We start from the raw sequence: 21404 nt of genomic DNA on the forward strand, positions 1-21404 counted from the left end.
CCGTGAGCGTAGACGCCCGCCGCTCAGCGCCGCGGCGGCGGCAAGTCGGTGCACGAGCCGTGCGCCGCCTCGGCGGCCATGCCGATCGACTCGCCGAGCGTCGGGTGCGGGTGGATCGTCTTGCCGATGTCGATTTCGTCGGCGCCCATCTCGATCGCGAGCGCCACCTCGCCGATCATGTCGCCCGCATGCGTGCCGACGATGCCGCCGCCGACGATGCGGTGCGTCTGCGCGTCGAACAGCAGCTTCGTGAAGCCCTCGTCGCGGCCGTTGGCGATCGCGCGGCCCGACGCGGTCCACGGGAACAGGCCCTTCTGGACCGCGATGCCCTTGGCCTTGGCCTCGTCCTCGGTGAGACCCACCCACGCGACCTCGGGGTCCGTGTAGGCCACGCTCGGGATCACGCGCGCGTCGAAGCGTGCCTTCGCGAGCCTGTCGTCGCCGAGCTGGACGCCGGCGGCCACCTCCGCCGCGACGTGCCCCTCGTGCACCGCCTTGTGCGCGAGCATCGGCTGGCCGACGATGTCGCCGATCGCGAAGATGTGCGCAACGTTGGTGCGCATCTGCGCGTCCACCGGGATGAAGCCGCGCTCGCTGACCGCGATGCCGGCCTTGTCGGCGCCGATCTTCCTGCCGTTCGGGCTGCGGCCGACCGCCTGCAGCACGAGGTCGTACAGCTGCGGCTCCTTCGGTGCACCCTCGCCCTCGAACGTCACGCGGATGCCGTCGGCCGTTGCCTCGGCGCCGACCGTCTTCGTCTTCAGCATCACGTGGTCGAAGCGGCGCGCGTTCATCTTCTGCCAGACCTTGACGAGGTCGCGGTCGGCGCCCTGCATCAGGCCGTCGAGCATCTCGACGACGTCGAGCCGCGCGCCGAGCGTCGAGTACACCGTGCCCATCTCGAGGCCGATGATGCCGCCGCCGACGATCAGCATGCGCTTCGGGATCTGGCGCAGCTGCAGCGCGCCGGTGGAGTCGACGATGCGGGGGTCGTCGGGCAGGAACGGCAGCCGCACCGCCTGCGAGCCGGCGGCGACGATGCACTGCCGGAACTTGACGGTGATCGTCTTGCCGGTCTTGTCCTGCCCGTCGCCGGTCGTTTCCTCGACGCGCACGTGGTGCGGGTCGACGAAGGCGCCGTAGCCGCGCACGATCGTCACCTTGCGCATCTTGGCCATCGCCGCGAGCCCGCCGGTGAGCTTGGAGACGACCTTGTTCTTGTGCGCGAGCAGCCTGGCCGCATCGATGGTCGGCGCACCGTACGAGATGCCGAGGTCGGCGAAGTGCGCGACCTCGTCCATCACCGCGGCGACGTGCAGCAGCGCCTTGCTCGGGATGCAGCCGACGTTCAGGCACACGCCGCCGAGCGTCGGGTAGCGCTCGACGAGCACGACCTTCAGGCCGAGGTCGGCGGCGCGGAACGCCGCCGAATAGCCGCCGGGCCCGGCGCCGAGCACGAGCAGATCGCACTCCAGATCAGCGCCGCCGCCGTAGCTGGCGGCCACCGGCGCCGGGGTAGGCGCCGCAGCGGGCGCCGGTGCGGGCGCGGGCGCTGCGGCCGCCGGTAACGGCGCTTCGGCCGCGGCGCCGGCCGCGTCCAGCAGCAGGATCACCGAGCCTTCGCTGACCTTGTCGCCGAGCGCGACCTTCATCTCCTTGACGACGCCGGCTGCCGACGACGGGATCTCCATCGACGCCTTGTCGCTTTCCACCGTGATCAGGCTCTGCTCGGCCTTGACCGTGTCGCCGGGCTTGACGAGCACCTCGATCACCGCGACGTCCTTGAAGTCGCCGATGTCGGGCACTTTCACTTCAATCGTGGCCATCGTGCGCTCCCGCTCACAGCGCGATGCGGCGGAAGTCCGCCAGCAGCGACGCGAAGTACACGTTGAAGCGTGCGGCGGCGGCGCCGTCGATCACGCGGTGGTCCCAGCTCAGCGACAGCGGCAGCATCAGGCGCGGCACGAACTGCTTGCCGTCCCACTTCGGCTCCCAGCTGCTGCGGCACACGCCCATGATCGCGACCTCGGGCGCGTTGATGATCGGCGTGAAGTAGCGCCCGCCGATGCCGCCGAGCGAGCTGATGCTGAAGCAGCCGCCGCTCATCTCGGCCGGCGAGAGCTTGCCGTCGCGCGCCTTCTTCGCCAGCTCGCTCATCTCCAGGCTGATCTGCAGGATGCCCTTCTTGTCGGCGTCCTTGATCACCGGCACGACGAGACCGTTCGGCGTGTCGGCGGCAAAACCGATGTGGTAGTACTTCTTCAGCACCAGCTGGTCACCGTCCAGGCTGGCGTTGAACTCGGGGAACTTCTTCAGTGCCGCGACCGCCGCCTTGATCATGAACGCGAGCATCGTGACCTTGATGCCGTCCTTCTCGTGCTCCTTGTTGAGCTGGACGCGGAACGCCTCGAGGTCGGTGATGTCGGCGTCGTCGTGGTTCGTGACGTGCGGGATCAGCACCCAGTTGCGGTGCAGGTTCGCGCCGCTGATCTTCTTGATGCGCGACAGGTCCTTGCGCTCGACCTCGCCGAACTTCGCGAAGTCGACCTGCGGCCACGGCAGCAGCCCGGGCAGCGCACCCGCGGCGGCCGCCGGCGTCGCGGCCTGCGCCTTCTTCGCGGCTGCCGCGGTCTGCACGTCGCCCGCCATCACGCGCTTGACGAACGCGTGCACGTCGTCGTGCGTGATGCGGCCCTTCGGCCCGGTGGCCGGCACCTCGTCGAGCGGCACACCGAGCTCGCGCGCGAGCTTGCGCACCGACGGCGACGCGTGCGGCAGCCTGCCCGCCGGCGCGGCCGGCTCGGGTGCCGGCGGCGGCACGGTGGCCGGTGCGGCCGCCACGGCGGGTGCGGGGACGGGCGCCGCGGCCGCCGTAGCCGCGGGCACGGGCGCAGGGGCCGGCGCTGGTGCGGCCGCGGCTGCCGCCGCAGGCGCGGGTGCCGGTGCCGCCACCCCCGCCTCGGCCCCCGCCGCGTCGAGCAGCAGGATCACCGAGCCTTCGCTGACCTTGTCGCCGAGCGCGACCTTCATCTCCTTGACGACGCCGGCCGCCGACGACGGGATCTCCATCGACGCCTTGTCGCTTTCCACCGTGATCAGGCTCTGCTCGGCCTTGACCGTGTCGCCGGGCTTGACGAGCACCTCGATCACCGCGACGTCCTTGAAGTCGCCGATGTCGGGTACTTTCACTTCGACCAATGCCATGGGCTTGTCTCCGGGCTTGGGGCGCGCCGGCGGTCGCCGGCCGCATCGCCGTCGCGACGCGGACCGGGCTGCCGGGCGCGCCGTGCGACGCGCTTACGCGTACAGGGGGTTGATCTTGTCGGCGTCGATGCCGTAGGTGCGGATCGCTTCGGCGACCTTGGCCGCCGGCAGCACGCCGTCGTCGGCGAGTGCCTTCAGTGCCGCGACGACGATGTAGTGACGATCGACCTCGAAGTGCGCGCGCAGGCGGTGGCGGAAGTCGCTGCGCCCGAAGCCGTCGGTGCCGAGCACGCGGTAGCTGCGGCCCTTCGGGATGAAGGCGCGGATCTGCTCGGCGTAGTTCTTCATGTAGTCGGTCGACGCGACGACCGGCCCGGCGTGCGGCTCGAGCTGCTGCGTCACGAACGGCACGCGCGGCGTCTCGGTCGGATGCAGCAGGTTCCAGCGCTCGCAGTCCTGGCCGTCGCGCGTCAGTTCGTTGAAGCTCGGGCAGCTCCAGACGTTGGCCGCCACGCCCCAGTCGCGCTCGAGCAGTTCCTTCGCGAAGATCGACTCGCGCAGGATCGCGCCGCTGCCCAGCAGGTTCACGCGCGGTGCATCCTTGCCTTTGGCCTGCCCTTCGGCGAACAGGTACATGCCCTTGATGATCTGCGCCTCGGTGCCCGGCTTCAGACCCGGCATCGCGTAGTTCTCGTTGAGCAGCGTGACGTAGAAGAACACGTTGTCCTGCTTCTCGACCATGCGCTTGAGGCCGTGGTGCAGGATCACGCCGACCTCGTGCGCGAAGGTCGGGTCGTAGCTGACGCAGTTCGGGATCGTGCTGGCGAGGATGTGGCTGTGGCCGTCCTCGTGCTGCAGGCCCTCGCCGTTGAGCGTCGTGCGCCCGGAGGTGCCGCCGAGCAGGAAGCCGCGCGCCTGCATGTCGCCCGCGGCCCACGCGAGGTCGCCGACGCGCTGCAGCCCGAACATCGAGTAGAAGATGTAGAAGGGCACCATGATGCGGTTGTTCGTCGAGTACGACGTCGCCGCGGCGATCCAGCTCGACATGCCGCCCGCCTCGTTGATGCCCTCCTGCAGGATCTGCCCGGCCTTGTCCTCGCGGTAGTACATGACCTGGTCCTTGTCGACCGGCGTGTACTTCTGTCCTTCCGGGTTGTAGATGCCGACCTGGCGGAACAGCCCCTCCATGCCGAACGTGCGCGCCTCGTCGACGAGGATCGGCACGACGCGCGGGCCCAGCGCCTGGTCGCGCAGCAGCTGCGTCAGGAAGCGCACGTAGGCCTGCGTCGTCGAGATCTCGCGGCCCTCGGCGGTGGGCTCGAGCACGGCCTTGAACGTCTCGAGCGAAGGCACCGTGAACTGCTCGTCGCTCCTCGTGCGGCGCTTGGGCAGGTAGCCGCCGAGCGCCTTGCGCCGCTCGTGCAGGTACTTCATCTCCGGCGTGTCGTCGGCCGGCTTGTAGAACGGGATCTTCCGCAGCTCGCTGTCGGGGATCGGGATGTTGAAGCGGTCGCGCATGTAGCGGATGTCGTCGTCCGACAGCTTCTTCGTCTGGTGCGCGGTGTTCTTGCCCTCCCCGGCCTTGCCCATGCCGTAGCCCTTGACCGTCTTGACGAGGATCACGGTCGGCTGGCCGACGTGGCTGTTCGCCTTGTGGAACGCGGCGTAGACCTTGTTCGCGTCGTGGCCGCCGCGGCGCAGGTTCCAGATGTCTTCGTCGCTCATCTTCGCGACGAGCTCGAGCAGGCGCGGGTCGCGGCCGAAGAAGTGCTTGCGCACGAACGCGCCGTCGTTGGCCTTGAACGCCTGGTAGTCGCCGTCGAGCGTCTCCATCATCACGCGGCGCAGCGCGCCCGTCTTGTCGCGCGCGAGCAGCGGATCCCAGTTGCTGCCCCACAGCAGCTTGATGACGTTCCAGCCGGCGCCGCGGAAGTCGCCCTCGAGCTCCTGGATGATCTTGCCGTTGCCGCGCACCGGGCCGTCGAGGCGCTGCAGGTTGCAGTTGATGACGAAGATCAGGTTGTCGAGCTTCTCGCGCGCGGCCAGACCGATCGCGCCCAGGCTCTCGGGCTCGTCCATCTCGCCGTCGCCGCAGAAGACCCAGACCTTGCGCCGGCTCGTGTCGGCGATGCCGCGCGCGTGCAGGTACTTCAGGAAGCGCGCCTGGTAGATCGCCATGATCGGCCCGAGCCCCATCGAGACGGTCGGGAACTGCCAGAACTCGGGCATCAGCTTCGGGTGCGGGTAGCTCGACAGCCCCTTGCCGCCGACTTCCTGACGGAAGTGCAGCAGCTGCTCCTCGGTGAGCCGCCCCTCCATGAAGGCGCGCGCGTAGATGCCGGGTGCCGAATGGCCCTGGATGTAGATCAGGTCGCCGCCGTGCGTGCCGCCGGCGTCGGTGTCGTCGGCGTGCCAGAAGTGGTTGAAGCCGGCGGCGAACATGTGCGCCAGGCTCTGGAACGAACTGATGTGGCCGCCGAGCTCGCTGCCGTCAGGCGACTCGAGGCGGTTGGCCTTGACGACCATCGCCATCGCGTTCCAGCGCATGTAGGCGCGCAGCCGGCCTTCGAGCTCGAGGTTGCCGGGGCTGCGCTCCTCGTCCTCGGGCTCGATCGTGTTGACGTAACCCGTCGTGGCCGAGAACGGACGGTCGATGCCGTGCTGCCGTGCCTCCTCGAGCAGCTGCTCGAGCAGGAAGTGCGCGCGGTCGCGGCCCTCGGCTTCGATCAGCGCGTCGAGCGCGTCGAGCCATTCGCGCGTCTCCTGCGCGTCGGGGTCGTTGGCGGCAAGGGGGAGGATGTTCTGGGGCTGGGCCGACATGCGTGTCTCCTTCGTGGGGCCGTGGGGGCCGGTCGCGGCGCGGTGGATTCTGGCACAAGGTGGCCGATATTCCAAATTGTGCGAGATTATTGCATATTACGAAATTGTGCCGTGGTCCAAGCCCTCGCGGCGGGCTGGCCGAGCGGGGGAGCGACCGCGCCGCCCATAATCGCCGGATGCTGTCGACCGACGCACGCGATCCGACACGCCCACTGTCGCGAACCCGACGCCTGATCGGACGCTGGTGGAAGCGCCAGTCGCCCGTGCGCCAGGACCGCTTCGCGACGCTCGGCCCGCTGGTGTCGGTCCTGCTGTTCCTCGCCGCGATCATCTCCGCGTTCTGGTACCTGCGCCACGAGGAATTCGCGCGCGAGACGCAAGCCGTCAAGCGCGACACCGAGATCGCACAGCAGCAGCTGCGCCTGCGGCTCGTCGAGAACCGGGACCTGCTCGTTCGCTTCGCGCGCGACCTCGTCGCGCGCGAGCCGGGACGCGAGGAGTTCGCCGCGCAGGCGCTCGCGATCGGCAGCGAACGCCCGGAGATCGCGTACCTGCTGTGGCTCGGGCCCGACCGTCAGCGCATTGCCGCCTGGGCGGCGACGCCGTTCCACTACGAGCCCAACCCGCAAGGCGAGGCACCCGGGCTCGACGTCGACGGCACGAGCGGCGACTCGGCGCCGGCACGCGCCTTCGCGGCTGCCCTCGCGCAGCGCCAGCCGGTGTATTCCACGGCGTTCAACGACATCACCGGCGCACCGGTGTTCCAGATCCACGTGCCGCTGATGCAGCGCGGCCGCGTGGTCGGGGTGCTGGTGGCGCAGTACACGATCGACGTGCTGCTGCGGCTGGCGGTGCCCCACGAAATCGTGCATCGCCACGCGATGTCGGTGCTGGATGCGGCCACCGGCCGCGAGCTGGTGGGCACCGTCACCGGCATGCCCGGCGAGCCCCCCCGGCGCGCCGAAATCGTCTACGAGCTGCCGCTGACGCCGGTGTCCGAGTACCTGCGGCTGCGCGGCCAAGGCTCGCGCACCTCGGCCGGGCTCGTCAGCAACACGCTGTTCTGGATGGTCGTGCTGCTGTCGGCGCTGACGGTGTGGATGCTGTTCGGCAGCTGGCGCCACATGCGCCGGCGCACGCAGATCCAGGACGCGCTCGTCGCCGAGACGAATTTCCGTCGCGCGATGGAAAACTCGATGCTCACCGGCATGCGCGCGATGGACCTCGAGGGCCGCATCACCTACGTGAACCCCGCGTTCTGCGCGATGACGGGCTTTTCCGAGACCGAGCTGATCGGCCGCATGCCGCCGTTCCCGTACTGGCCGCCCGACCGCATCGAGGAGAACACGCGCCTGCTGCGCCAGGAGATGGCCGGCCGCAGCCCGGCCGGCGGCATCGAGGTCAAGGTGATGCGCAAGGACGGCACCGTGTTCGACGCGCGCATGTACGTCTCGCCGCTGGTCGACGCGCACGGCGAACAGACCGGCTGGATGACCTCGATCACCAACATCACCGAGGCCAAGCGCATCCGCGACCAGCTCTCGGCGTCGCACGAGCGCTTCACGACGGTGCTCGAGGGGCTCGACGCGGCGGTGTCGGTGCTGTCGGTGCAGCAAAGCGAGCTGCTGTTCGCCAACCGCTCGTATCGCATGTGGTTCGGCGCCGACGCGCGCGGCCACGCGCTGCTGGCCGGCACGCAGTTCCGCCTGCCGGAGCCGCACGGCGACGACGAGGACGGCTTCGCCGGGATCCCGACGCAGGAATTCACCGACAGCGGTTCCGACCCGCGCGAGGTCTTCGTCGAGGCGCTGGGCAAGTGGTTCGACGTGCGCTCGCGCTACCTGCAGTGGACCGACGGCCGTCTGGCGCAGATGCTGATCGCCACCGACATCACGGCCCGCCGCCGCGCCGAGGAGCTCGCGCAGCAGCAGGCGCAGAAGGCCGAGGTCACGAGCCGGCTGGTGACGATGGGCGAGATGGCCTCGTCGGTCGCGCACGAGCTGAACCAGCCGCTGACCGCGATCACAAACTACTGCAACGGCATGGTCTCGCGCGTGAAGGCGGGCACGATCAGCAACGAGGACCTGATCGCCGCGCTCGAGAAGACGGCGCACCAGGCGCGCCGCGCGGGCCAGATCATCCACCGCATCCGGGCCTTCGTGAAGCGCAGCGAGCCGCAGCGCCAGAGCGCGCAGGCGCGCTCGATCGTCGACAACGTCGTCGAGCTCGCGGGCATCGAACTGCGCCGCCGGCGTGTGCAGCTGCAGACCTACGTCGCGCAGCACCTGCCGGCGCTGATGGTCGACCCGATCCTGATCGAACAGGTGCTGCTGAACCTGCTGAAGAACGCCGCCGAGGCGATCGACCTCGCGCAGCTGCCGCCGTCGCGCCGCCACATCGAGCTGCGCGTGGTGCCGCGGCACACGCCCGAGGACGGCGGCGGCGTCGAGTTCAGCGTCACCGACAGCGGCCCAGGGATGAAGCCCGAGGTGCTCGCGCGCATGTACGAGGCGTTCTACTCGACGAAGGCCGACGGGCTGGGCATCGGGCTCGGGCTGTGCCGCTCGATCGTCGAGTCGCACCGCGGCCGGCTGCGGGCGCAGAACCTCTACAATGGCGAGGCGGTCGTCGGCTGCCGCTTCTCGTTCACGCTGCCGGTCGACCTGGGGGCCCGCGCCGATGAGGCGCCGCCCGCGCCCCCCGAGATGCAACGCACCGCGGACTCCGCCACCCTCCCATGAGCCTGATTCCCAAGAAGGGCACCGTCTACGTCGTCGACGACGACGAGGCGGTGCGCGATTCGCTGCAGTGGCTGCTCGAAGGCAAGGACTACCGCGTCAAGTGCTTCGACTCGGCCGAGTCGTTCCTCTCGCGCTTCGACCCGCGCGAGGTCGCGTGCCTGATCGCCGACATCCGCATGGACGGCATGAGCGGGCTGGAGCTGCAGGACCGCCTGATCGAGCGCAAGAGCCCGCTGCCGATCGTCTTCATCACCGGCCACGGCGACGTGCCGATGGCGGTGACGACGATGAAGAAGGGCGCGATGGACTTCATCGAGAAGCCGTTCAAGGAAGACGAGTTGCTCGCCCTCGTCGAGCGCATGCTCGAGCAGGCGCGCACCGCGTTCAGCCAGCACCAGGAGCAGGCCAGCCGCGACGCGCTGCTGTCGCGCCTGACGACGCGCGAGTCGCAGGTGCTCGAGCGCATCGTCGCCGGCCGGCTGAACAAGCAGATCGCCGACGACTTGGGCATCAGCATCAAGACGGTCGAGGCGCACCGCGCCAACATCATGGAAAAGCTCAACGCCAACACCGTCGCCGACCTGCTCAAGATCGCCCTCGGCGCGCACAGCAAGGTCTGAACGCGTCGCCGACCCGCTGCCCCGAGGCCGCTGCCCCCAGCGGCCTCGTTCGTTTCTGACGAGGACCCCACCGATGACCGCCCGCCTGATCGACGGCAACGCCCTGTCCCGCCACCTGCGCGCCGAGGTCGCGCGCCGCGCCGCCGCGCTCACGGCGCGCGGCGTCACGCCGGGGCTCGCCGTGATCCTCGTCGGCGACGACCCGGCCTCGGCCGTTTACGTGCGCAACAAGGTCAAGGCCTGCCACGACACCGGCATCCGCTCGGTGCAGGAGACCTACCCGGCGAGCCTGACGCAGTCCGAGCTGCTCGCTCGCATCGCTGCGCTGAACGCCGATCCGGCGATCCACGGCATCCTCGTGCAGATGCCGCTGCCGCGCCACCTCGACGCGCAGGCCGTCATCGAGGCGATCGACCCGGCGAAGGACGTCGACGGCTTCTCGACCGCCAGCGCCGGCGAGCTGATGACCGGCCTGCCCGGCCTGCGCCCCGCGACGCCGGCCGGCTGCATGAAGCTGATCGAGAGCACCGGCATCGACCTGCGCGGCAAGCACGCCGTCGTCGTCGGGCGCAGCAACACGGTGGGCAAGCCGATGGCGCTGCTGCTGCTGCAGGCGAACGCCACCGTGACGGTGTGCCACAGCGCGACGCCCGACCTCGGCGCCTTCACGCGCCAGGCCGACGTCGTCGTCGTCGCCGTCGGGCGCCGCCACACGCTGCGCGGCGACATGGTCAAGCACGGTGCCGTCGTGATCGACGTCGGCATCAACCGCGACGAGCACGGCAAGCTGTGCGGCGACGTCGACTTCGCCGCGGTGTCGCAGGTCGCCGGCGCGATCACCCCGGTGCCCGGCGGGGTCGGGCCGATGACGATCACAATGCTGCTGGTCAACACCCTCGACGCGGCCGAACGCGCCGCCGGCGCGGCCGCCACGACGCCATGACCAATCCGCTGCTCGACACCGCGGGGCTGCCCCGCTTCGCCGACATCCGCCCCGAGCACGTCACGCCGGCACTCGACGTGCTGCTCGCCGACGCGCGCGCCGCGCTCGAGCGCGCCGTCGGCCCGGAGGTGCCGGCCGACTACGACGCGATGTCGGCCGTGCTCGACGTCGCCACCGAGCGCCTCGGCCGTGCCTGGGGTGCCGTCAACCACCTGAACCACGTCGCCGACACGCCCGAGCTGCGTGCCGCCTACAACGAGAACCTGCCGCGCGTCACCGAGTTCTACACCGCGCTCGGCGCCGACGAGCGGCTCTATGCGAAGTACAAGGCGATCGCCGCGAGCCCGGCCGCGGCCACGCTCAGCCCGGCGCGGCGGCGCGCCCTCGACAACGCGCTGCGCGACTTCGTGCTCTCGGGCGCCGAGCTCAGCGGCGCAGCCAAGGAGCGCTTCCGCCAGATCCAGGAGCGCCTGGCCGAGCTGTCGCAGGCCTACTCCGAACACGTGCTCGACGCGACCGACCGCTACGCGCTGTACGTGCCCGCGTCGCGGCTCGACGGCGTGCCCGACGACGTGCGCGACGCCGCGCGCGAAGCCGCACAGGCCGAGGGCCGCGACGGGTGCAAGCTCACGCTGCGCGCGCCGTGCTACTGGCCGGTGATGCAGTACGGCACCGACCGCGCGCTGCGCGAGACGCTGCACCGCGCCTACGCGACGCGCGCCAGCGAGCTCGGCGACCCCGCGCTCGACAACACCGCCGTGATGCGCGAGCTGCTCGAGCTGCGGCGCGAGGAGGCGCAGCTGCTCGGCCACCCGACGTACGCGCACCTGTCGCTGGTGCCGAAGATGGCCGACAGCCCCGAGCAGGTGCTCGGCTTCCTGCGCGACCTCGCACGGCGCGCGCGGCCGTACGCCGAGCGCGACCTCGCCGAGCTGCGCGAGTTCGCCGCGCGCGAGCTCGGCATCGCCGAGCTGCAGCCGTGGGACCTGGCCTACGCCAGCGAGCGGCTCAAGCAGGCGCGCTACGCGTTCAGCGACCAGGAGGTGCGGCAGTACCTGACCGAGCCGCGCGTGCTCGACGGGCTGTTCCGCATCGTCGAGACCGTGTTCGAGGTCGAGATCCGCCCCGACACCGCGCCGCCGGCGTGGCACCCGAGCGTGCGCTTCTACCGCCTCGAGCGCGGCGGCGAGCTGCTCGCGCAGTTCTACCTCGACCCGTACGCCCGGCCGGGCAAGCGTGCCGGCGCGTGGATGGACGACGCACGCGGGCGCTGGAAGCGTCCCGACACGGGGCTGCAGACGCCGGTGGCGCACCTGGTGTGCAACTTCGCGCCGCCGGTGGGCGACAAGCCCGCGCTGCTGACGCATGACGACGTCACGACGCTGTTCCACGAGTTCGGCCACGGGCTGCACCACATGCTCACGCGCGTCGACGAGCTCGGCGTGGCCGGCATCAGCGGCGTCGAGTGGGACGCGGTCGAGCTGCCCAGCCAGTTCATGGAGAACTTCTGCTGGGAGTGGGACGTGATCAAGCGCCTGAGCGCGCACGTCGACACCGGCGAGGCGCTGCCGCGCGCGCTGTTCGACAAGATGCTGGCGGCGAAGAACTTCCAGAGCGGGCTGCAGATGCTGCGCCAGGTCGAGTTCGCGCTGTTCGACATGCGCATCCACCTCGAGCCCGACGCGGCCCGTCGCATCGCCGCGATCGCCGAGGAGGTGCGCGACGAGGTCTCGGTCGTGCCGCGCGCCGACTACAACCGCTTCGCGCACTCGTTCTCGCACATCTTCGCCGGCGGCTATGCCGCCGGTTACTACAGTTACAAGTGGGCCGAGGTGCTCAGCGCCGATGCCTGGAGTGCGTTCGAGGAGCGCGGCATCTTCGACCGCGACACCGGACGGCGCTACCGGCGCGAGATCCTCGAAGTCGGCGGCAGCCGCAAGGCGATCGACAGCTTCCGCGCCTTTCGCGGGCGCGAACCCTCGATCGACGCGTTGCTGCGCCACCAAGGTATGGCTTGAGCCGGCTGCGCGCGCTGCGGTAGATTGCGCCCATGCGCATGCCCCGCCGTCGCCCGTCGCCCGCACCCGTCGCGCTGCTGCTCGCCCTCGCCGCGCTGCCGGCCGCCGCACAGGGGCTGTACAAGATCGTCGCCCCCGACGGCACCGTCACCTACACCGATCGCCCGCCACCGGCCGGCAGTGCACGCATCCAGGCGCTCGGCCGCAGCGGCGCGCCGAGCGCATCGAGCGGGGTGGCGACACTGCCCGCCGGGCTGCGCGAAGCGGTCGCGCGGTTTCCCGTCGTGCTGTACACGGTGCCCAACTGCGCCCCGTGCGAGCGCGGCCGCGAACTGCTGCGCGCGCGCGGCATCCCCTACGAGGAGCGCCTGGCCGATCCCAACAGCGATCGCGAGGCCTGGCTGCGCGCCGTCGGCAGCATGGAAGCTCCCGGCCTGACGGTGGGCGCGCAGCTGCTGCGCGGCTTCAATGCCGACGAATGGCAGTCCACGCTCGACCTCGCCGGCTACCCGCGCACGTCGCGGCTGCCGCCGAACCACCCGCCGCCGGCCGTGGTCCCGCTGGTGGCCCGCCGCACGCTGCCCGAGCCGGTGCCCACCGGCGAAGCGCCCGCCGAACTGCCGCCGCAGCCGACGGTGCCGCTGCCGGGCGGCGGCGGCATCCGCTTCTGAACGCTCTCGCCAGCGTGTCAGCCTGACGCGGCGGCGCGGCGCAGATCGCGCGCCCCACGGCTGCCGGCCGCCGTCGCGGCGGCCATGACCCAGAACGGCAGCGCCGCGCCGAGCGCCGCGCCGACAAACCCGAACAGCAGCGGCATCATCGTGCTCGCGGCGTTGATCGACATCGAACGCAGCGCGATCGCCTCGCCATGGCGCGCCTCGGGCGTGAGCTGGTGCAGCAGCGACATGATCATCGGCTGCACGATGCCCAGCGTGACGCCGAGCAGCAGCGCGCACGCACCCATGGCCCACGGCGACGTCGCCAGCGGATACAGCGCGAACACGGCCGCGGTGCCCAGCATCGACGCGCGCACGACGGTGACTTCGCGCAGCCGGTGCGCGAGCAGCGGTAGCAGCAGCCGCACGCCGCTGACCGACAGCGTGAAGCCGCCGAGGATCAGGCCGATCGTCGAGGCGCTGAAGCCGAGCTGGTGGCCCAGCACCGGCACCGCGAAGGCGTGCACGTCCCAGCAGCTCGACAGAACCCAGTTGACGAGCAGCAGCCGCCGCATGCCCGGTGCACGCAGCAGGTCCCAGCTCGTGCGCCCCGGCGGCCGCGGCGCGCGCGCCGGCTGCGGCGCGCGCGGCACATGCCGCGTGCACCACCCGCTGACCAGCGGCAGCGCCGCGAGCAGTCCGTAGGCCGCCCCGAAGCCGCCGAGGTCGATCGCGAAGCCCGCCAGCACCGGCCCGACCACGTTGGCCAGCGACGGCGCGAGGCCGACCCAGCTGAACACCCGCACGCGCTCGACGCCGTCGCGCGCCTGCTGGCCCACGAGGCGCTGCAGCGTGATCATGCCGATGTTCGCGCCGGCGCCGGCGCAGCTCGCCGCGGCGCACAGCAGCGCGAAGTGCGGCCAGCCGACGAGCCCCGTCGAGGCCACCGCGAGCACCGTGGCGGCCGCGGTCAGCGTCACCGCCAGGTGGGCCGGGCGGTGGTAGCCGTGGCGGTCGGCGAGCCGTCCGGCCGCCAGCGCGATCGCGACCGGCGCCGCCGCGAACAGCGCCAGCAGCACGCCGACTGCCGCCGCGCTGTAGCCCTCGCGCAGCGCCTGCAGCGGTGCGGCCATGCGCAGGCCCGCCATCGTCGCGTGCACGCCGATCTGCGCGCCGATCAGCGCCAGCAGCACGCGCGGCGGCAGCCCCGGCGCCGTGGCCGCCGGCGGCTCAGGCATGGGGGGCGTCGTCGGCGCCGCGCTCGCCGGCCGAGGTGCCGAGCAGCTGCTGCGCCTGCGCCTCGGGCAGCGCCTCGACGGTCTTGAGCTGGCGCGCCATCACGCGCGTGCGCACCTCGGCGGCGTCGATCGTCGCGCTCGCCTCGTCGAGCTTCTTCTTCGTCTTCGCGAGCACGTCGCCGAACTTGGCGAACTCGGTCTTTACGGCACCGAGCACCTGCCAGACCTCGGCGCTGCGCTTTTCCAGCGCCAGCGTGCGGAACCCCATCTGCAGGCTCGACAGCGTCGCCAGCAGCGTCGTCGGGCCCGCCAGCGTCACGCGCTGCTCGCGCTGCAGCGACTCGACCAGCCCGGGGCGGCGCAGCGCCTCGGCGTACAGGCCCTCGGTGGGCACGAACAGGATCGCGAAGTCGGTCGTGTGCGGCGCGGCGACGTACTTCTCGCGGATCGTCTTCGCCTCCAGCCGCAGCCGCGCCTCGATCGCCTTCGACGCGGCGTCGACGCCGGCGGCATCGGCGCGCTCGTGCGCGTCGAGCAGGCGCTCGTAGTCCTCGCGCGGGAACTTGGCGTCGATCGGCAGCCACAGCGGGCGGCCGTCGTCGCGCCGCCCCGGCAGCTTGATCGCGAACTCGACGCGCGCACCGCTGCCGGGCACGGTCTCGACGTTGGCGGCGTACTGATCCGGCGCCATCACCTGCTCGAGCAGCGCGCCGAGCTGCACCTCGCCGAACACGCCGCGCGTCTTCACGTTGGTCAGCACGCGGTTGAGCGATCCGACGTCGCGCGCCAGCGACTGCATCTCGCCGAGCCCCTGGTGGACGAGCTCGAGCCGCTCGGCGACCTGGCGGAAGCTCTCGCCCAGGCGCTGCTCGAGCGTGGCGTGCAGCTTCTCGTCGACGGTGGCGCGCATCTGCTCGAGCTTGGCCTCGTTGCCCTGCTGCAGCGCCTGCAGCCGGCCCTCGACGGTCTGCCGCATGTCGGCCAGCCGCCGTTCGTTCGATTCGGCGAGCGCGCGCAGCTGCTCGGCCAGCGTGTCGCCCAGGCGCTGCAGCGCCTGCGCCTGCTGCTCGGACATGCGCTGCAGCGCCTGCGCCTGCTGTTCCGCCACCCGCTGCAGCGTTTGCGACTGCTGCTCGGCCTGCCGCGCGAGCGCGGCGTCCTGCGCGTCGCGCGCGGCCTGGCTCTGCTGCGCGAGCGCCTGCGTCGCGCCGTGCAGCGCGTCGGCCACCTGCTGCTGCATCGCGGCCAGCTGCGTGCGCAGCGTGTCGATCTGCTCGTTTTGCGTGCGCGCGACGTCGCCCGACTGCGCGAGCAGCGTCTGCTGGAACAGCGCGAGCGTGCCGGCCAGCTCCTGCCGTGACGTGCGCGCGCTGTCGGCCACCTCGCCGCGCAGTTCGCGCGCGAGCTGCTGTGCGTCGTCGGCGGCGGCGCGCCGCAGCGTTTCGCCCAACGCCCGCAGCGCGGCGTCGTCGCCGCGGCGCCACGCCAGCCACGCGACGACGACCAGCGTGACCGCCGCGAGCGCGAGCAGCGCCCAGCCCATCCATCCGTCGACCGTGATCATCGGACGATTGTCTCAGCCGCGCTGTCGGGGTCAGCGCCCGCGCACGCCGTGCGGCTGCGTGGTTCAATCGCGGCACGCGTCGCGCCCGGCCGATCGCCGGGCGGTCGCTTCGGCGTGGAGACCGACCGATGGACCTCAAGGGGCACGCGGTATCGCCCTTGTACCTGCTCGAGCGCTTCGACGTCGGCATCGTGCACCTCGATGCCGAGCGCCGCGTGCTCGGCATGAACGACTTCGCGCGCCGGGTGCTGCCGGTCGACGAGAAGCAGCCTTTCGACCGCCTCGTGCTGTCGTTCCACCCCGAGCGCTCGCAGCCCAAGGTCGAGTTCCTGCTCGACCAGGCCGCGCAGTGCCCGGTCGCGAACCCGCCGCCGATGACGATGATCATCAACATCCCGGAGCGGGTGCTGCTGATCAAGGTCACGCGCATCGCCGACGGCGCCGGCCGGCCCAGCGGCTACGTGCTCGTGTTCTACGACATCACCGAGCTCGTCAGCAGCGACGACGGCGCGCGCGCGGCGACGGCACGCCGGCGGCTGCAGAAGATCCCCACCGTCGTGCAGCAGCGCATCGTGCTCGTCGATGCCGACGACGTGCTGTGCATCCACTCCGACGGCCACTACACGCACGTGTGCACGGTGCAGGGGCGGCATTTCTGCAACCTCAACATCGGCGACCTCGAGGCGCGCCTCGACCCCGAGCAGTTCATGCGCGTGCACCGCGGCCACATCGTGAACCTGCGCGCCGTGCGGCAGCTGCGCCGCGAGGACGGCCGCCTGCTGATCGAGATGCACCCCGAGATGCCGCCGATCCCGGTGTCGCGCAGCAGCGCGAGCGCGCTGCTCGAGCGACTCGGCGTGCCGGTCGGCGCGGCCGGCCGCCCCGTCTGAGCGCGGGTTTTCCCTCACCTGGGACTTTCCCGCATCGCTGGACCGGCCAGTGCCCCGCCACCGCACTTCGTGCGCGGCGCGCGCGTTTGGTGCACGCGCAGCCGCCGTTCGTGCACGAGCGCCCTTCGTCCCCGCACGCTGCGCGTTTCGGGGCGTCGCAGAAGAATCCTCGCCGTCCAGGACAGACCCGGTCAGCGCACACCGCCGGCCCCGGACCGCGAGCCCACCAGGAGACACGCATGATCCCTCCCGCCTTCGACTACCACGCCCCGAAGAGCGTCGGCGAAGCCATCGCCCTGCTCGGCCAGTACGGCAGCGACGCCAAGATCCTCGCCGGCGGCCACAGCCTGCTGCCGATGATGAAGCTGCGCTTCGCGCAGCCGGCACACCTGATCGACATCAACCGCATCGCCGAGCTGCGCGGCATCTGCGAAGACGGCGCCGACGTCGTGATCGGCGCGATGACAGTCGAGAACGACCTCATCGCGAGCCCGATCCTGCGCGCCAAGGTGCCGCTGCTGGCCGAGGCGCCGAAGCTCATCGCCGACCCGCAGGTGCGCAACCGCGGCACGATCGGCGGCGACATCGCGCACGGCGATCCTGGCAACGACCATCCGGCGCTGGCGATCGCCGTCGACGCGACCTTCGTCCTCGAGGGCCCGAACGGCCGGCGCACCGTCAAGGCCGACGGCTTCTTCCACGGCACCTACATGACCGACCTCGCCGAAGACGAGATCCTGGTCGCGATCCGCGTGCCGGCGTTCGCCACCGGCACCGGCTGGGCCTACGAGAAGCTCAAGCGCAAGACGGGCGACTGGGCCACCGCCGGTGCCGCCGTCGTGATGCGCATCGACGCCGGCCGCGTGACGCACTGCCGCATCGCGCTGACCAACGTCGCGCCGATGGCGCTGCGCGCCACCGACGCCGAGCGTGCATTGCTGGGCCAGCCGCTGACCGACGCGAGCGTCGCGGCGGCCGCGCAGGCGGCGATGGCGATCTGCGACCCCGCCGAGGACCTGCGCGGCGACCGCGAGTACAAGACCGCGATGGCCGGCGAGATGGTCAAGCGCGCGATCCGCGCCGCCGCGGCGCGCTGCCAATAACGACACCGGAGACACCGCATGGCCAAGAAACTGATCACCGTCACCGTCAACGGCCGCAAGCACGAAAAGGCGGTCGAGCCGCGCATGCTGCTCGTGCACTTCCTGCGCGAGGAGCTGAACCTGACCGGCGCGCACATCGGCTGCGAGACGAGCCACTGCGGCGCGTGCACCGTCGACGTCGACGGGCGCAGCGTCAAGGGCTGCACGCACCTGGCGGTGCAGTGCGACGGCTCCGAGGTGCTGACCGTCGAGGGCCTCGCGCAAGGCGGCGTGCTGCACGCGGTGCAGGAGGGCTTCTACAAGGAGCACGGCCTGCAGTGCGGCTTTTGCACCCCCGGCATGCTGATGCGCGCCTACCGCTTCCTGCAGGAGAACCCGAACCCGACGGAAGAAGAGATCCGCATGGGCATGAGCGGCAACCTGTGCCGCTGCACCGGCTACCAGAACATCGTCAAGGCGGTGCAGTACGCGGCGAAGAAGCTGCGCGAGCAAGCCGCCGCTACCGCCTGAGGCCCGAGGAGACCGCACGATGAACGCACCGATGACCGCCGCCGAGCGCACCGTCGCGCTGCAGGGCATGGGCGAGGCCCGCCTGCGCAAGGAAGACGCCCGCTTCATCCAGGGCAAGGGCCACTACGTCGACGACATCAAGCTGCCCGGGATGCTGCACATGGACATCGTGCGCAGCCCGCTGGCGCACGCGCGCATCAAGCGCATCGACAAGTCCGAGGCGCTGAAGGTGCCCGGTGTCGTCGCCGTGCTGACCGCCGAGGACCTCAAGCCGCTGAAGCTGCACTGGATGCCCACGCTCGCCGGCGACGTCGCCGCCGTGCTCGCCGACGGCAAGGTGCACTTCCAGATGCAGGAAGTCGCCGTCGTGATCGCCGAGGACCGCTATGCGGCGGCCGACGGCGTCGAGGCGGTGCAGGTCGAGTACGAGGAACTGCCCGTCGTCGTCGACCCGTACGAGGCGCTCAAGCCCGACGCCCCCGTGCTGCGCGAGGACCTGGCCGGCAAGACCAGCGGCGCACACGGCCCGCGCGAGCACCACAACCACATCTTCACGTGGACCGCTGGCGACAAGGACGCCGCCGACGCCGCGTTCGCGAACGCGCCGGTGACGGTGTCGCAGCACATGTACTACCCGCGCGTGCACCCCTGCCCGCTCGAGACCTGCGGCTGCGTCGCGAGCTTCGACCCCGTCAAGGGCGAGCTGACGACGTGGATGACGAGCCAGGCGCCGCACGTCGTGCGCACCGTCGTCAGCCTGCTGTCGGGCATCCCCGAGAGCAAGGTGCGCATCGTCAGCCCCGACATCGGCGGCGGCTTCGGCAACAAGGTCGGCGTCTACCCCGGCTACGTCTGCGCGATCGTCGCATCGATCGTGCTCGGCAAGCCGGTCAAGTGGGTCGAGGACCGCATCGAGAACATCTCGACGACGGCGTTCGCCCGCGACTACCACATGGACGGCGAACTGGCCGCTGACGCCTCCGGCAAGATCCTCGGGCTGCGCGTCAACGTCGTCGCCGACCACGGCGCCTTCGACGCCTGCGCCGACCCGACCAAGTTCCCCGCCGGGCTGTTCCACATCTGCACCGGCAGCTACGACATCCCGGCCGCGTACTGCAGCGTCAAGGGCGTCTACACCAACAAGGCGCCGGGCGGCGTCGCGTACCGCTGCTCGTTCCGCGTCACCGAGGCGGTGTACCTGATCGAGCGCATGGTCGACGTGCTCGCGCAGAAGCTCGGCATCGACAAGGCCGAGATCCGCGCGAAGAACTTCATCCGCAAGGAGCAGTTCCCGTACAAGAGCGCGTTCGGCTTCGAGTACGACAGCGGCGACTACCACACGGCGCTGCAGAAGGTGCTCGACGCGGTCGACTACAAGGCCTTGCGCGCCGAGCAGGCGGCCAAGCGCGCCGACCCGAACTGCCCGACGCTGATGGGCATCGGCCTCGTGACCTTCACCGAGGTGGTGGGCGCGGGGCCGAGCAAGATGTGCGACATCCTCGGCGTGGGCATGTTCGACAGCTGCGAGATCCGCGTCCACCCCACCGGCAGCGCGATCGCGCGCATGGGCACGATCACGCAGGGCCAGGGCCACCAGACCACGTACGCGCAGATCATCGCCACCGAACTCGGCATCCCCAGCGAGGTGATCCAGGTCGAGGAAGGCGACACCAGTACCGCCCCCTACGGCCTGGGCACCTACGGCAGCCGCAGCACGCCGGTGGCCGGCGCCGCGATCGCGATGGCGGCACGCAAGATCCACGCGAAGGCGCGCAAGATCGCCGCGCACCTGCTCGAAGTCGGCGAGAACGACCTCGACTGGGAGATCGACCGCTTCAAGGTCAAGGGCGACGACAGCCGCTTCAAGACGATGAAGGACATCGCGTGGGCAGCGTACAACAACGTGCCGCCCGGCATGGAGATGGGGCTCGAGGCGGTGCACTACTACGACCCGCCGAACTTCACCTACCCGTTCGGCATCTACCTGTGCGTCGTCGACATCGACCGCGCCACCGGTGAGACCAAGGTGCGGCGCTTCTACGCGCTCGACGACTGCGGCACGCGCATCAACCCGATGATCATCGAAGGCCAGATCCACGGCGGGCTGACCGAGGGCTTCGCGGTCGCGATGGGCCAGCAGATGCCGTTCGACGCGCAGGGCAACCTGCTGGGCAACACGCTGATGGACTACTTCCTGCCCACCGCCGTCGAGACGCCGAAGTGGGAGACCGACCACACCGTCACGCCGAGCCCGCACCACCCGATCGGCGCCAAGGGCGTGGCCGAGAGCCCGCACGTCGGCTCGATCCCGACCTTCACCGCGGCGGTCGTCGACGCGTTCGCGCACCTGGGCGTCACGCACATGGACATGCCGCACAACGCGTACCGCGTGTGGAAGCAACTCAAGGCCTGCGGAGTCGCCCTGTAAATGGAAGTCAAGCTCGACAAACGCTACCCGCTCGACGTCGACGCCGCGCGTGCGTGGCAGGTGCTGCGCGACGTGCACGCGGTGGCCGGCTGCATGCCCGGCGCCGCGATCACCGAGCAGGTCGACGCGACGCACTACAAGGGCACGGTCAAGGTCAAGGTCGGGCCGACGACGGCCGCGTTCGCCGGCGACATCGAGGTGCGCGAGGTGGCCGACGAGGCGATGCGCGTCGTGCTGTTCGGCAAGGGTGCCGACCGCGGCGGCTCGTCGGCGTCGATGGAGCTCACCGCCCACGTCGAGCCGGTGGCCGGCGACGCGTCGAGGTCGGAACTCGTCGGCCAGGCCGACGTGATCGTCAACGGCAAGTTCGCGCAGTTCGGCGGCCGCATGATGGTGCAGGTCTCCGACATGATCCTCGCGCAGTTCGCCGACAACTTCCGCGCGACGGCGGCGGCGCTGCCCGCGCCAGCGGCGGCACCGACCGCGCCGGCCACGGCCGCCGAGGGTGCCGCGCCGATGGCCGCCGCCGCGGCCGAACCCGCCGCCGCGCAGGCCGCCGCACCCGCCGCGCCGCCGAAGCTCAACAAGGACCTGAACGCCTTCGCAATCGCGTGGATGCTGGTCAAGAACTGGTTCGCCGGCCTGTTCGGCAAGCGCGCCACCTGAGAC

15 protein-coding genes are annotated in these 21404 nt (G+C 70.9%); 10 read left to right on the forward strand and 5 right to left on the reverse strand.

Features of this window, described 5'->3' with window-relative positions:
• Positions 1 to 23: 23 nt before the first annotated feature.
• From lpdA to aceE, 3 genes are all read right to left on the reverse strand, one after another.
• A complete protein-coding gene (lpdA, locus tag MOJ79_RS08865; RefSeq protein ID WP_241923826.1) occupies positions 24 to 1826 on the reverse strand; it encodes a dihydrolipoyl dehydrogenase in 1803 nt (600 codons plus the stop codon).
• 13 nt (positions 1827 to 1839) lie between these two features.
• Positions 1840 to 3204 (reverse strand): dihydrolipoyllysine-residue acetyltransferase, encoded by a 1365-nt coding sequence (aceF, locus tag MOJ79_RS08870; RefSeq protein ID WP_241923827.1) that lies wholly within the window; start codon positions 3202 to 3204, stop codon positions 1840 to 1842.
• Between the two features lie 93 nt (positions 3205 to 3297).
• Positions 3298 to 6024 carry a pyruvate dehydrogenase (acetyl-transferring), homodimeric type gene (gene aceE, locus MOJ79_RS08875; RefSeq protein ID WP_241923828.1) on the reverse strand — a complete coding sequence of 909 codons (2727 nt, stop codon included), beginning with the start codon at positions 6022 to 6024 and terminating at the stop codon, positions 3298 to 3300.
• A gap of 176 nt (positions 6025 to 6200) precedes the next feature.
• Here aceE and MOJ79_RS08880 point away from each other — a divergent pair, with 176 nt between their 5' ends.
• From MOJ79_RS08880 to MOJ79_RS08900, 5 genes are all read left to right on the forward strand, one after another.
• Positions 6201 to 8765 (forward strand): PAS domain-containing sensor histidine kinase, encoded by a 2565-nt coding sequence (locus MOJ79_RS08880; RefSeq protein WP_241923829.1) that lies wholly within the window; start codon positions 6201 to 6203, stop codon positions 8763 to 8765.
• Positions 8762 to 9385 (forward strand): response regulator transcription factor, encoded by a 624-nt coding sequence (locus MOJ79_RS08885; RefSeq protein ID WP_119354712.1) that lies wholly within the window; start codon positions 8762 to 8764, stop codon positions 9383 to 9385. The genes MOJ79_RS08880 and MOJ79_RS08885 overlap by 4 nt, the downstream gene beginning before the upstream one ends.
• Before the next feature lie 73 nt (positions 9386 to 9458).
• Positions 9459 to 10328 (forward strand): bifunctional methylenetetrahydrofolate dehydrogenase/methenyltetrahydrofolate cyclohydrolase FolD, encoded by an 870-nt coding sequence (folD, locus tag MOJ79_RS08890; protein WP_241923830.1) that lies wholly within the window; start codon positions 9459 to 9461, stop codon positions 10326 to 10328.
• The gene (locus MOJ79_RS08895; protein ID WP_241923831.1) at positions 10325 to 12346 is read left to right on the forward strand and encodes a M3 family metallopeptidase; all 2022 of its coding nucleotides are present in this window, start codon (positions 10325 to 10327) and stop codon (positions 12344 to 12346) included. Before folD ends, MOJ79_RS08895 begins: the two co-directional genes overlap by 4 nt.
• 32 nt (positions 12347 to 12378) lie before the next feature.
• On the forward strand, positions 12379 to 13017 hold the full coding sequence (locus tag MOJ79_RS08900) for a glutaredoxin family protein (protein ID WP_241923832.1): 639 nt from the start codon (positions 12379 to 12381) through the stop codon (positions 13015 to 13017).
• 17 nt (positions 13018 to 13034) lie between these two features.
• Here MOJ79_RS08900 and MOJ79_RS08905 read toward each other — a convergent pair whose 3' ends face one another.
• Entirely contained in the window at positions 13035 to 14240 is a 1206-nt protein-coding gene (locus tag MOJ79_RS08905) for an MFS transporter (RefSeq protein WP_241923833.1), read from the reverse strand.
• The gene (locus MOJ79_RS08910) at positions 14233 to 15783 is read right to left on the reverse strand and encodes a DNA recombination protein RmuC (RefSeq protein WP_241923878.1); all 1551 of its coding nucleotides are present in this window, start codon (positions 15781 to 15783) and stop codon (positions 14233 to 14235) included. Before MOJ79_RS08910 ends, MOJ79_RS08905 begins: the two co-directional genes overlap by 8 nt.
• A 149-nt stretch (positions 15784 to 15932) precedes the next feature.
• Between MOJ79_RS08910 and MOJ79_RS08915 the strand changes: the two genes are divergently transcribed.
• From MOJ79_RS08915 to MOJ79_RS08935, 5 genes are all read left to right on the forward strand, one after another.
• On the forward strand, positions 15933 to 16694 hold the full coding sequence (locus MOJ79_RS08915; protein WP_241923834.1) for a LytTR family transcriptional regulator: 762 nt from the start codon (positions 15933 to 15935) through the stop codon (positions 16692 to 16694).
• Positions 16695 to 16933: 239 nt separating this feature from the next.
• On the forward strand, positions 16934 to 17797 hold the full coding sequence (locus tag MOJ79_RS08920) for an FAD binding domain-containing protein (protein ID WP_241923835.1): 864 nt from the start codon (positions 16934 to 16936) through the stop codon (positions 17795 to 17797).
• Positions 17798 to 17815: 18 nt separating this feature from the next.
• Positions 17816 to 18307 carry a (2Fe-2S)-binding protein gene (locus MOJ79_RS08925; RefSeq protein WP_119354706.1) on the forward strand — a complete coding sequence of 164 codons (492 nt, stop codon included), beginning with the start codon at positions 17816 to 17818 and terminating at the stop codon, positions 18305 to 18307.
• A gap of 19 nt (positions 18308 to 18326) precedes the next feature.
• Positions 18327 to 20735: an aerobic carbon-monoxide dehydrogenase large subunit gene (locus MOJ79_RS08930; protein WP_241923836.1), complete on the forward strand. Its 2409-nt coding sequence runs from the start codon at positions 18327 to 18329 to the stop codon at positions 20733 to 20735.
• Positions 20736 to 21401, forward strand: a complete 666-nt coding sequence (locus MOJ79_RS08935) for an SRPBCC family protein (RefSeq protein ID WP_241923837.1) — start codon at positions 20736 to 20738, stop codon at positions 21399 to 21401.
• The last annotated feature ends 3 nt before the right edge of the window (positions 21402 to 21404 follow it).

The sequence above is a fragment of the Calidifontimicrobium sp. SYSU G02091 genome (assembly GCF_022631395.1).
Taxonomy (GTDB): Bacteria; Pseudomonadota; Gammaproteobacteria; order Burkholderiales; family Burkholderiaceae_C; genus Calidifontimicrobium; species Calidifontimicrobium sediminis.

Excerpts from the sequence above, each read along its gene's own strand:
- lpdA (WP_241923826.1), bottom strand. The coding sequence starts at position 1,826 with ATGGCCACGATTGAAGTGAAAGTGCCCGACATCGGCGACTTCAAGGAC.
- MOJ79_RS08900 (WP_241923832.1), top strand. The coding sequence starts at position 12,379 with ATGCGCATGCCCCGCCGTCGCCCGTCGCCCGCACCCGTCGCGCTGCTG.
- MOJ79_RS08930 (WP_241923836.1), top strand. The coding sequence starts at position 18,327 with ATGAACGCACCGATGACCGCCGCCGAGCGCACCGTCGCGCTGCAGGGC.
- MOJ79_RS08920 (WP_241923835.1), top strand. The coding sequence starts at position 16,934 with ATGATCCCTCCCGCCTTCGACTACCACGCCCCGAAGAGCGTCGGCGAA.
- MOJ79_RS08885 (WP_119354712.1), top strand. The coding sequence starts at position 8,762 with ATGAGCCTGATTCCCAAGAAGGGCACCGTCTACGTCGTCGACGACGAC.
- aceF (WP_241923827.1), bottom strand. The coding sequence starts at position 3,204 with ATGGCATTGGTCGAAGTGAAAGTACCCGACATCGGCGACTTCAAGGAC.
- MOJ79_RS08910 (WP_241923878.1), bottom strand. The coding sequence starts at position 15,783 with ATGGGCTGGGCGCTGCTCGCGCTCGCGGCGGTCACGCTGGTCGTCGTC.
- MOJ79_RS08915 (WP_241923834.1), top strand. The coding sequence starts at position 15,933 with ATGGACCTCAAGGGGCACGCGGTATCGCCCTTGTACCTGCTCGAGCGC.
- folD (WP_241923830.1), top strand. The coding sequence starts at position 9,459 with ATGACCGCCCGCCTGATCGACGGCAACGCCCTGTCCCGCCACCTGCGC.
- aceE (WP_241923828.1), bottom strand. The coding sequence starts at position 6,024 with ATGTCGGCCCAGCCCCAGAACATCCTCCCCCTTGCCGCCAACGACCCC.
- MOJ79_RS08905 (WP_241923833.1), bottom strand. The coding sequence starts at position 14,240 with ATGCCTGAGCCGCCGGCGGCCACGGCGCCGGGGCTGCCGCCGCGCGTG.
- MOJ79_RS08880 (WP_241923829.1), top strand. The coding sequence starts at position 6,201 with ATGCTGTCGACCGACGCACGCGATCCGACACGCCCACTGTCGCGAACC.
- MOJ79_RS08935 (WP_241923837.1), top strand. The coding sequence starts at position 20,736 with ATGGAAGTCAAGCTCGACAAACGCTACCCGCTCGACGTCGACGCCGCG.
- MOJ79_RS08925 (WP_119354706.1), top strand. The coding sequence starts at position 17,816 with ATGGCCAAGAAACTGATCACCGTCACCGTCAACGGCCGCAAGCACGAA.
- MOJ79_RS08895 (WP_241923831.1), top strand. The coding sequence starts at position 10,325 with ATGACCAATCCGCTGCTCGACACCGCGGGGCTGCCCCGCTTCGCCGAC.